This is a genomic window from Pseudaeromonas pectinilytica, from assembly GCF_054780855.1.
Genome location: NZ_BAAGVN010000296.1, coordinates 1 through 10505, shown reverse-complemented (window position 1 = coordinate 10505; position 10505 = coordinate 1). Strand labels below are relative to the sequence as shown.

At 45.1% G+C, this 10505-nt stretch carries 9 protein-coding genes; 1 reads left to right on the top strand and 8 read right to left on the bottom strand.

Annotated features, from left to right (window positions below; all coding sequences use genetic code 11):
• Position 1: 1 nt before the first annotated feature.
• Together ACYVG7_RS11995 and traL are read right to left on the bottom strand one after the other, a co-directional pair.
• Positions 2-370 carry a TraE/TraK family type IV conjugative transfer system protein gene (locus ACYVG7_RS11995; RefSeq protein WP_460883335.1) on the bottom strand — a complete coding sequence of 123 codons (369 nt, stop codon included), beginning with the start codon at positions 368-370 and terminating at the stop codon, positions 2-4.
• A complete protein-coding gene (gene traL / locus ACYVG7_RS11990; protein ID WP_000433889.1) occupies positions 367-648 on the bottom strand; it encodes a type IV conjugative transfer system protein TraL in 282 nt (93 codons plus the stop codon). Before traL ends, ACYVG7_RS11995 begins: the two co-directional genes overlap by 4 nt.
• A 288-nt stretch (positions 649-936) precedes the next feature.
• Here traL and ACYVG7_RS11985 point away from each other — a divergent pair, with 288 nt between their 5' ends.
• Positions 937-1524, top strand: a complete 588-nt coding sequence (locus tag ACYVG7_RS11985) for a plasmid-related protein (protein WP_108717273.1) — start codon at positions 937-939, stop codon at positions 1522-1524.
• Between the two features lie 26 nt (positions 1525-1550).
• Here the strand turns inward: ACYVG7_RS11985 and ACYVG7_RS11980 are convergent, their stop codons facing one another.
• The 6 genes from ACYVG7_RS11980 to ACYVG7_RS11955 form a co-directional block, all read right to left on the bottom strand.
• A complete protein-coding gene (locus ACYVG7_RS11980; protein ID WP_032481061.1) occupies positions 1551-2186 on the bottom strand; it encodes a DUF4400 domain-containing protein in 636 nt (211 codons plus the stop codon).
• A complete protein-coding gene (locus tag ACYVG7_RS11975) occupies positions 2173-2733 on the bottom strand; it encodes a hypothetical protein (RefSeq protein ID WP_460883334.1) in 561 nt (186 codons plus the stop codon). Before ACYVG7_RS11975 ends, ACYVG7_RS11980 begins: the two co-directional genes overlap by 14 nt.
• 9 nt (positions 2734-2742) lie before the next feature.
• The gene (traD, locus tag ACYVG7_RS11970) at positions 2743-4563 is read right to left on the bottom strand and encodes a conjugative transfer system coupling protein TraD (RefSeq protein WP_008844777.1); all 1821 of its coding nucleotides are present in this window, start codon (positions 4561-4563) and stop codon (positions 2743-2745) included.
• 47 nt (positions 4564-4610) lie between these two features.
• Complete coding sequence (mobH, locus tag ACYVG7_RS11965; protein ID WP_460883333.1) at positions 4611-6761, bottom strand: MobH family relaxase; 2151 nt, start codon at positions 6759-6761, stop codon at positions 4611-4613.
• An 85-nt stretch (positions 6762-6846) separates the two neighbouring features.
• Positions 6847-9570: a DEAD/DEAH box helicase family protein gene (locus ACYVG7_RS11960; protein WP_460883332.1), complete on the bottom strand. Its 2724-nt coding sequence runs from the start codon at positions 9568-9570 to the stop codon at positions 6847-6849.
• Positions 9563-10417, bottom strand: coding sequence for a DNA methyltransferase (locus ACYVG7_RS11955; RefSeq protein WP_460883336.1), 855 nt, complete (start codon positions 10415-10417; stop codon positions 9563-9565). The genes ACYVG7_RS11960 and ACYVG7_RS11955 overlap by 8 nt, the downstream gene beginning before the upstream one ends.
• Positions 10418-10505: the final 88 nt, after the last annotated feature.

Here is a 10505-nt window from a genome sequence, read left to right as displayed (position 1 = left end):
GTTATTGAGTGATCGGCATGGATGTTATTACGTGATCGGCATGAATGTTATTGAGCGATCGCCATGCGTGGGAATATGCAAGCGGCTCGATAGCAACTCGGATGAAAGACACATTACCCGGCGTCACGTTGCCCATAAGCTCAGCCAGGTAGAGCCCCCAGGATTCTAGGTAAGGTTGAGTGGCTTGGTTTCGTGACACTTCAGCCGTTTCAGACAAGGTTGGTGGTTGAATAGCTACCACGGTATTGCGAGAAAATGCCGCTACCGCAAGCAGCAAATTAGATAGCACCAGCACCGCAATCAGAAACCGTTGCCATCGGTTCTCTAATTGCGTGCCTTGCCATGATTTTAAAAACACGTCGAACTTCACGGCAGATAGCTCCTGATAAATGGGTTAGGGATCGTCTTGGCCTTGGTTGGCAACAGTCCGGCCCAGTAGATGGCGTGGAGAATAAAACCATCTGGGCGACCATCACGAAAACGCCGATAGAGCTTGGTTGTCACCAACCCCAACAGGCATAAAACCAAGGCATTACCGGTAAAAATGCCGATCACTAGCCCCAACAGAATGGGAGCCATCTCATCGGCACTCCAAAGCAGGAAGTGCGGCGGGTCATCGATATAGGATGGAATATTTACAGGTTCCATAGTCACTCCTCGTTGTTTGAATTGAGAAGTGAAGAATGCCTTGGGATTGGCAGGTTCAGTGGTCAGCTAGATGCCGAATTCTTGAAGGTTTTGAGGGTTCTACTCAGACAATACTAACAATTGATCTTTTTGATGCGGTTGATATGATGGGGATATTGGTCGTGTCGAGACCAGCTGCCCACTTTAGCAAACCCGGACGGGACGACATGCATATCAAATTTATTTTTTGCTTAGGTTTTTTCTGCGACCTCGGCAGTGGGCACCGTATTCGCTAATAGGAGAAACTCAATGCAAATTACTAAAATCATTTCCTCTGCCACGGTTGAACGTTTAAAGCAAAAAGCACGAAAGCTTAAACGTGAAAAATCTATTCCACACACTCAAGCACTCGATGAAATTGCAGTAACTGCTGGTTTTAATCATTGGAATCAGGTTGTACAAGCTAATGACGTACTGAAACCATCAGAAGTGGCATTATCTTCTGGATGTGTCATGGCTTTTGATGTCAAAGATGGTATGGATGTCGATACCAGTGATGGGGTCTTAATTGAAGACCACTTCTTGGAGATGCTCACTGAAAAGCAGCTATTTGAAATTTATGCCAGTTCCCCTGATGAGGACGACGAACAAAACAGACCGCTAAAAGAAACGCTATCGGATTCAGAGCTTCATGAGTATTTTCGAGATTATTGCTCATTCATGTACTTTCGTCTTGCCGAGCCTCATGCAAACAAACCGTTAAAAGAAGTATTGGCTCTTATACGACAGTACTCTTTTTGGATGCCTCAATATATTTGGCTTCAAGGCCACCTTATTGATACTTATCATTTGCCAGCGGAAGACGAGAATGGCAATACCGTAGGCGTAAGGTTTTAGCTCTACAAGATGAGGCCTGATGGGCCTCATATCTTCTTCTGCAAGTGACTTAACGCCAACCCCGCCATCAACGCCAAACCGATGATCAGCGACGGTAACACCACAGGAGGAATAGCCAGCGGGGCGAACAATCCCATAAACAGCAAAATGACACCTGAGCCCAGGATAATCATGCTGTAGCGGTGAATGATAGGGCTCGAAAAATCAAAGGTTGTCTTCTTAATCTTCCAGGTCATTAAGCCATCCCACAACGCCGGTAACATGAGAATAAGCGCAAAGGGCAACCAGACCATCAGTAAAGCAAATCGAGTGAACACTTGGTACAACACATCAAAAAATGCCTGAATACGGTCTTCTACCCAGACAAACCAAAAGCCTCCCATGTTCTCCATCCCTTTAGAGCGCAGTCGCTGCTCTTCAGTGGGGATTAGAAAATCTCGCACAGATTGCTCCATCTGCGTATCCACAACCCATGACTGATACCAACGATGGCTAGTTTGACCAATCCAATAGCTTGTTTGAGCGCCCAATTGATTTTGGATCATCTGCTTCTCTTTACTAATGACCCGGCCAGTCCAATCACCGGGCACTAACACGCCAATGGCAATAATCTCCAGCATCAGCGCCAGACACAGCAGCCAAACGGACTTATGCTTGCTCATGCCAAACATCCTCTTCTACTCGCGCCAGCATGGCTGCAACGGTTGGCGTCATAATCCGGGCTTTAATCACTTGTTGAAGCCGCTTTGTCGATGTATGGCCACTGACATAACGCACCTCGATGCGTCCTTCAGCCAAATACGCCATCCGATTTGGACGATTACGAATCCAGGTGTGGAAATACACACCATCCACGGCGGCCCACTCGAAATGGTCAGGATCACGCAGCCGAATCCCCGTTAAAGCACTGGCGGCAGTCCAGGTCAGTGCCTCAATGAAATGCCAAAGGCGAACACTGTCATCATCACAACTGACTTCTTCATAACTACCCAAGCCATTGCACAGACACAAATCAAAGATGGAATGGCCATCTAACGTGAGCGCATCCGTTAAATAGTCCGCCAAACAGTGTACTGAAGCCAGAGCATGAGGCCAGTCGGTTTCAAGCAGTCTTAAAGCTTCCTTGAACTGAGGGTTATGTTGCTGCCACTGAGCGAGCATTTCTTTACTGGTAAGTGTTGTCATTTTCAGACAGACAGAATGATGCATACAGACTCCTTATGCTGCCTGTGTAGAGCTGGTTAAAATAGGAATGCGGCCTTTGATCACGCGGCCACCTGAAAGCTTGGCGATGTACTCCAGGTTGGGAAGCTGGCCTAATAACTGCGGTGGAAACATATCGCCTTCTTCCTCCATCAAGCGCTCGCCATGATTGCCGGTAAACAACGCGGGGCTGTCCGAGTTGGACGACATACCTTGAGTTTGCATGATGTACTGCAACCGAGTCTTAGGCAGATTGTCGGTAATGTACTGCTGCGTTTCGGCATCCATCACCCGAAGGGCTATCAAGTTATTGATGTTACCTAACACCTGGCGAGCCTTAGCTTCACTGCCTGTTCGAGCTGCAAAGTCAGCAAAGGTCTGAGTAGCAATCACACAACGCATTTTTGCGCCACGGCCTTTGTTGAGCAGTTGAATGAAGGGATCGTTGACGACTTCAGCCGCCTCATCGATGAAGATATTTACGGGACGATTTTCAACACCATAGTTATAGCGGTCACCGGCCACGGCGGTGAGATCGGATAAAAGCAACGAACCAATGGCGCTGCCAACCATGGCGTCGGTCAATGAATCCAAGCCGATATACGCCACTTGGGCATTGTTGATAATACGGCCAGAATCCGTAATTAACCGGCTGTCATCCACATCGTTTGCAATCGGTGATAGCAATGGACCTAGTTCACTTGATGTGAGCATATTGAGCACCGGCATCAATGAGGCCACCATCTTTGAATAGTGGGTTCTGTCATGCTCAAACATACTCAAAAGGCCCTCCAAATCAGTATTGGCGGCAACGGGCTGAATGCGTTCGTAGTAGAAAAGTAGCATCGCCATGGCTTGTTTAGCCAAGGTATTGGCCTTTTCGGTAAAGCGCTTGATCTCCACACTAAAATTGGGATACACCTGCTCCCCCCAGGCTGTGACGGCTTTTACTACCAAGCCTTCTGGGCCACCTTCCAAAAAACGCCTCAGTGTTTTCAGATCAGGACGTTGTGACGTAAGCAACAAACCTTGCACTATGTTATTCAGTGCCATTTGGCCAAAGGCTTTAAATGGATCAGCACCGGTTTCAGAGGGGATTAATGCCGCAATTCGGCTGGCAATTTCAGTACCCCGGTTAAAGTTTCTCAGGGGATTAAGACGTACTGAATGCTCTGGAAAACCCGGATGAAAATACACAAAGCGCTCAGGACTACCGGCGGCAATACAGGCTCGCTGTGCATTATCCTTAAGTTCCTTGTCTCCCTTAGGGTCAATAATAATCACGGCTTCATTACGCAAAATGGCCTGAGTGATCATCGCATCAAAGCATCGGGTTTTCCCGGCACCGGTCGTGCCGACAATTAAGGTGTGCCCCTCAGTGTGACCAACTGGCTGGTACACATCTTCTTCTTTGGGCTCAACACCATGAATCCAGGTCGAACCCATTTGTTTGCCGTGACCTTGGTTAAGCAAGGTTTGCTTATCCCGCTTTAATATTTCATAAGCGCGTTGAGCATGACGTTGATCCCACTCAAAGCCATATCCTAACCACAATTCATCAGGATGTTTTGCCATCACTTTTTGCAAATGCGACAGCTCCATAAAAGCCAAAGGTTTGCCTTTTAATCCCTTCTGTAACTTATGAAGACGATAAGCCTCAGGCAGGCGATACAACGCCATGCCCGAGGAAATCCCTGTCATCCACCAAAATGGCTCAGGTGGTAGCTCTGTCAGCATTTCTGCGGCAATCGCCCCAGTGGCTCCAACCAGCCAACCAGCTGCTGCCATGGCTTCATAGTTCGTGCGCCAGGGCATCTCATATGCGTTTTCTTTCATTCATTCTCCGCAAAATAACCGTTTGCAATCGCTTAATTTCAAATGGATTAACGCTTAGCGTGAGCGGTAAACAGAACCGTTTCCCCCTCATCAAACTGGCATTGGTCACTGGCCGAGATCCCCCGAAGCAGCTGTCCGGCTGGAATACCATGCTCATTGGCGACTTGGCGTAAGGTTTGAATCGTGACGCGAATACCATCGGCACTATGATCCACGTCTGGGTAATCACCATCGGTCAGTAAGATGGGCAAATCTTTCACAAAATTAACCATCTGTTGCCGCTGCGCGTGTTTGGGGTCGGTACTTGAGTTCGCATTGGCCGCAATCGGCTTTTGCTTTCGCTCCGTTCTTGTGGCGGGTTCTTTTGCTTGGGCATTGGTTGTCTCAGTTCGACTCGGTCGCGGTGAAGCCTCTTCGTTCTGAATTGCTGCCGCCGGCTCTGTGTCTTGATTGGAAAGGTCTATCAGTACAGTAAGCCCTTTAGAAATCGATAGTTTCAGCAGTAACCCTTGCTCCTGAACTCCATCATTTGTAGTCACAGTTCTGGCTTTACGCGTCGGGTTTGCCGGATCTAGTTCAAGCCAATCTAATCGACTGAGTTCAGCAAGCAGTTTTCGGGGAGCACACCAATGTCTTACGGCATCGGGATAGCGGATCAGTATCTGTTCATCAACCATAACCAACGCACTACTGGCCTCTGGGAGCCACGCCAAAGATTCAGGCAGATTCAATGCCTCTGCATCGTGCTGGTTTACGTTATTTGAGATAGCGCCATCATATGAATTGTTAAGCTTTTCGCATTCATCACCTGGAGCATATTCAGTTGCCTGAAGGTGATTAACATCACTGGCAAGACGAATTTCATCATCTTGTTCGGACGGTTTTGTCGATGGCGACTCAGACGAATTGCCGTGTTCGATTGATGATGACGCTTCAGGCAAGTCTGAATGCTCACTGGAGCGACTCTGTGGCTCTGCTTGTGTTTGCTGTGTTGATTCCCACTCAGATTTGCTAAACAGTCTCACGCTACTTGGTACATTCGAGCTGAACAATAAATCGGCCTCAGATATATGCAGCATGGGTAGCCAGATTGGCTTGTCGTCTTTGATCAGCTCTTCAGGGGCAAGGCTTTCGTATCGCTCATTTGAGGCGAATTTAGTGGCCAATCCTCGCTCAATGAGGATGTCCGCAAGGGTATCGGGATCTCTTGGGATGCCAGGTATCTTGTCTTTGGCCAACAGCTCAATGATGTCCTTAGCCGCGCTTTTCCAGACCAGGTAAAGATTGGTTGATTGATTCGATTTTCGTACCCAGACTCTGGCGTCTCGCTGATTGACTAACCACTGGGAACTGGCAAGCAATCGCCTCATGGCATCAAGTAGATAGCGTTCGACTGGGACACCAAGGGCATTGTCGTCAATGGAAATTCGTTGAGCTTTAAGATCTCTCTGTACACTGGTTTGGTCAGCTTCAATAACCAATTTAGACAGGACATGCTCGGGATCGGTATTGCCAATTGCCTCCAGCATGGCTTGCAAAATTTCAGGGCCCGGCTGGGTTAACCAGGCGAGCAACTCAGGTGTCATCACCCGGTTTAACACCAGAATTGAAAATTGCTCGTGCCGCTTGCACCGTCCGGCGCGCCAGCGAATGAAATAGCGTTCAATGCTGTTGTTACTGGTCCACTGGGATAAGGTTTCTAAAAAAGGGTTCCACTGATAGCGTCCATCTTCATCCGTGATGGACAAGTCTGAAACGGGCTTACCAATATCATGGAACAAACCGCCAAGAGCCGCTGCAACACGCCACCTTGGCTCTAGCTCTTTTTTCTCAACCGGTGTGCCACTGGCAACAAATATGATCCCTTCAGCAGCTTGTGCCGCCCAGAAAGCAACTTCCAACGAGTGACGTAATAAACCACCAGCGCCACTGTGATGATGATGCTCAGAAGCTGGCAGCAAGTGGACATAAGCAGCCAGATGATCAATGCAGGGCTGAATTAGCCTTTGAAAATCACGCTGATTAAAGCCAAGTACCTGGCGCAGTTTGGCTATTAGCTCGTCTTGTGTGGACTGCAAATCCTCGGGTGACGCAGCTGGCAACCCCTTCAGAAATGGCGGATAGCGTGGAATTTCCGCATCGAGTTGAGATGACAGTTCTGGTAGTGCTTTGGCTTGAAAAAATAGGTTTTTGAACATAGTGAACCTCCGACACGATAGTGTGAAGGTTCACTGTATTTATAACAGTTAGAGAGATTATAGAAATCTGCGCCTAACAGATCCCTTACATTAAGAAATCTCTGGTATAGGTCCCCTCCGCAGCCAATTTCCCAGCGATGATTTCATAACCAATCCCAGCAGAAACGCCCATTAGCTCAGCTGCTTCCTTTTTATCTTTGACGTTCTGCGAATCAATCATGTGCTCCCCTTTAACCTCTATCATCACATATGACCCGTCTTGTTTCTTAATCAAGAAGTCAGGGTAATAACTACGCACTTTTTGAGTATCAGAATCAACATAATGAATGACGAAATCGCTTTGACCATGTGTCAGCATTCCAGTAAACCAAATCTTGTCCACTTTGTCATTGTGTAACATGTCCCAGAAGAACTGTCTCTCTGGATTAGAATCAAAGCAGTAATTATCCAGATGGAAGCTACGATCTACAACCTTCGCCACATCTGAGTCTGACTTACGAATTATTTTATCCTTCGAAGCTGTAACAGTGTAATAACCAGGGTCAATTGGTGGTTCTTTGACTAGTTCAACCTCGAACTCTTCTTCAATGTTTTCAGAGTTAATCTCATACATCGCCTTAAACAAGCGAGGAATAACATGGTCGTACAACACCTCGTTAAATTTATTAACTAGTGACAAGATTCCATCAAAATTTTCTTCTGTTAATGCGATTACTTTGTCAATCTCAACGCAAGGTTTGTTTAGATATCGTGCAATGTCTGCAACCAAAGAAATCCGGGAAAAAGTTCGTTGTACTTTTAAGTATGAGAGGTCGTCTCTGACCGCTCTCTTATTATCACCAAGGTCGTCAGGCATCTTCATACCGTCTCGAAATTCATGAATAAGGCGATAGTCGTCAAGTTCTACTTCATCAAGTCCAAGTTTATAGCCTTCCTCAATTTCTTCTTTCTCGACTAACTTGTATGTTCGTCTTACACGCTTAATTGGAATTTTGATCGGAGGCTGCTGAACTCGTATTCTTACAACTTCTTTATTTGGATCTGGTTCTCGAATGTCGTCAACTGAAACTCGGAAGTTAGCCTCTAATTCTTTATCAAGTAGTTTTAAATTATCCTGTGTCAAGTACACATGGCCGGTGTATTGCGCCTTACCAATTGCTCGAAGACAACGCATTGTTGCTTGTAAAACGAAAACTTTTGATTTAGGTTCTCTGTATAAAGCCACTGAGAATAGTGAACGGCAGTTCCAACCTTCACGCCCTTTGTTCACTAGCAATATGAACTGTTTATCTGAGTGAGGAGAATCAAGACGATTGAACTCTCTAATATCATCATCAGTCGTGTACTTGGCGTCTCCAACATTCACCAATATTCTGCCTGATGAAACTCCTCGCTTTGCCAATATGTTTTCAACTGCTGGACGTACTTCAGATGTGATTTCCTCAATAGTTGTGCCGAAAATAGCCATTTTTGGCAGCATATTCTCAGGACGAAAATCTTTAGCTACTTCTCGCCCGTGTTCATCTAGAGTGATCTCTTTTAGACGATCCATTTCATCAAGAAAATTATTAATCGCTATCTCTAGGAAATCTTCATGTCGGGTATTGCTATAGCCATTTAAGCGCACTTGCTTTAAGTAGTTATTGTCTATTGCATTACGTAAGCCATAAGCGTAAACAACCTCAGGCAATACGCTTTTACCTGCATATGGTGTGCCTGTATAGTTATAGCACCCCACAACTCGGGTGCCTGCATGTTTAAGGTTGACGGCCAGCTCATCGATAGTCTTACGTAATGAATTCGCGGCTTTTTTAACGCCCATGTCTTTTGCTAATTGATCACCAAACGCATGGTGCGCCTCATCAACAAAAATACCTAGCTGAGGCAATCTCTTCAGCTTCTCAAAACGCTGGTTAGTAACTAAGTCCCCCTCTGATTCAGGAGTTGCTGCTAATGACTCAGGATCGATATCTAAAAGACCAGCTACTGCATCACCAATGTCGCCAAGACCTTGGTAAATATCTTTGCCTGAACTGAACAGCTTGTCGGTGTTAGATTTACCTTTACTGTCACGCTTAAGAATGATTTTTTGACTATTAGATACGATAATATTGAACTTTGAACCATCAAGAGTGTTTAGTGATACTCCCGCATCTTCAAGATAGTGAAACTTAAACTCAGCAACAACAGTCATATACTCTGGTGGTATAACCTTTGAGTGGTCAAAGGATTCAATCTCACGTAACGCCTGTAAAACAGTTTTGTCCGGCGCGAAAATAATTGCGTTTTGAATAAATCGTTCATCAGTTCCTTTCTTATTACCTGCCAAGAAATCATAAAAAATGCAGGTTGCCATAAGAATGGTTTTTCCTGTCCCCATGGTTAACGCAAAAATGTAGTTTGGATACAGCCTTCCAGCATTGCTGGCCTTCATGCTTTTGAAAATACCTTTGTAGTCCTGTTGGGACATCTCCCAAAACATGTCACCTTGACGAATTTGTCCATCAATGGCGTCAAGTCCTGTCACTCGTCCTTCGAACTTACCCTTGCTTGAATACCAATCTTCAAAAAGTTGATAAACAGGTTTATTGTCTAAGAACTCCTTAAGAAAAACATAAATTTCAAGCGCTTCAAATTGCGGAACACGAAGGAAACTCCCTGGACGAGAGGGATCGTTATAGTCAAGAAACGCCTTACTGAGCCGAGTGTAGTTTTTACGAACTAGCCCACGTTTTTGTTTATAAAACTCATGCAGATGAAGATAGAATGAACTATTTAGCTCGAAATTATCCTGAGCAATTTTAGCCATGACTAATTACCTCTTCATAAGATTCAGATAACAAATCAGTAATCTTGATTTTTATGTTACTTGCGCCTTGAGGTATATCATAAACACCTTGAACAAATTGATCTTTTTCTGGAATGTCGATTACTACAGGTTCCATAACCGCACCGTCATAGTTCCAGTCAATCATGATTGACTCAACCATCTCACGCCACTCTGTAACATCTTCTTTTTGTTGGCTCAACTTTTGAAGAAGATTCCGAGGATAAAACGTTTTTACAATTAGTTTTCCATCACGGATATCAATTACTGCTTCTGAGTCATATTTAAAAGTTAGATCTGATTTATCACGAAGAATATCAACTACTTCTACCTTTAGCTTGTAACCACTTTCATTTTCTAAGACTGCTGCTAAGCCAGGTTCATGACCCATGCACACCAACATGATTTCTTCAACCGGCTTATTAGGATTTTGCGCTTTTCTTTCCTCAAATTTCTTATAAGGAAAGTTTGCTAATAGCTCATTTAAGTCTTCTTTAGTTGCAATACGATTTACTGGCAGAATTTTCACTTTGAATCCGTCTTTTTCACCATCATAAATAGATGAAAATTCTAATTGCTGAACTTCAAGAGCGTGTATTATAAGCTCTTTTGCTTCGACAGGATTCCTGAATATTTCGTAGTTATTAACATTGTAACATTCGAAACTGGAGCCTAGACCACTCAATCTCTTCGTACTTGTCTGTATAGCACCAAAGTTTATATCAGCCCCAATGAATCTTCTATTTAGCATACTCGCTGCGGCTGGAGTTGTTCCGCACCCCATAAAACAATCGAAAACTAAGTCACCTTCATTTGTCGAAGACGATATAATTCTTCCTGATTACCACCATGATTCAGCCCTTCAGGACTACACTTAAAGGGTTCTGTTCTGGAGGGTTAAATCATGGCCAGAAACA

Excerpts from the sequence above, each read along its gene's own strand:
- traL (WP_000433889.1), bottom strand. The coding sequence starts at position 648 with ATGGAACCTGTAAATATTCCATCCTATATCGATGACCCGCCGCACTTC.
- ACYVG7_RS11985 (WP_108717273.1), top strand. The coding sequence starts at position 937 with ATGCAAATTACTAAAATCATTTCCTCTGCCACGGTTGAACGTTTAAAG.
- ACYVG7_RS11980 (WP_032481061.1), bottom strand. The coding sequence starts at position 2,186 with ATGAGCAAGCATAAGTCCGTTTGGCTGCTGTGTCTGGCGCTGATGCTG.
- ACYVG7_RS11975 (WP_460883334.1), bottom strand. The coding sequence starts at position 2,733 with ATGCATCATTCTGTCTGTCTGAAAATGACAACACTTACCAGTAAAGAA.
- traD (WP_008844777.1), bottom strand. The coding sequence starts at position 4,563 with ATGAAAGAAAACGCATATGAGATGCCCTGGCGCACGAACTATGAAGCC.
- mobH (WP_460883333.1), bottom strand. The coding sequence starts at position 6,761 with ATGTTCAAAAACCTATTTTTTCAAGCCAAAGCACTACCAGAACTGTCA.
- ACYVG7_RS11960 (WP_460883332.1), bottom strand. The coding sequence starts at position 9,570 with ATGGCTAAAATTGCTCAGGATAATTTCGAGCTAAATAGTTCATTCTAT.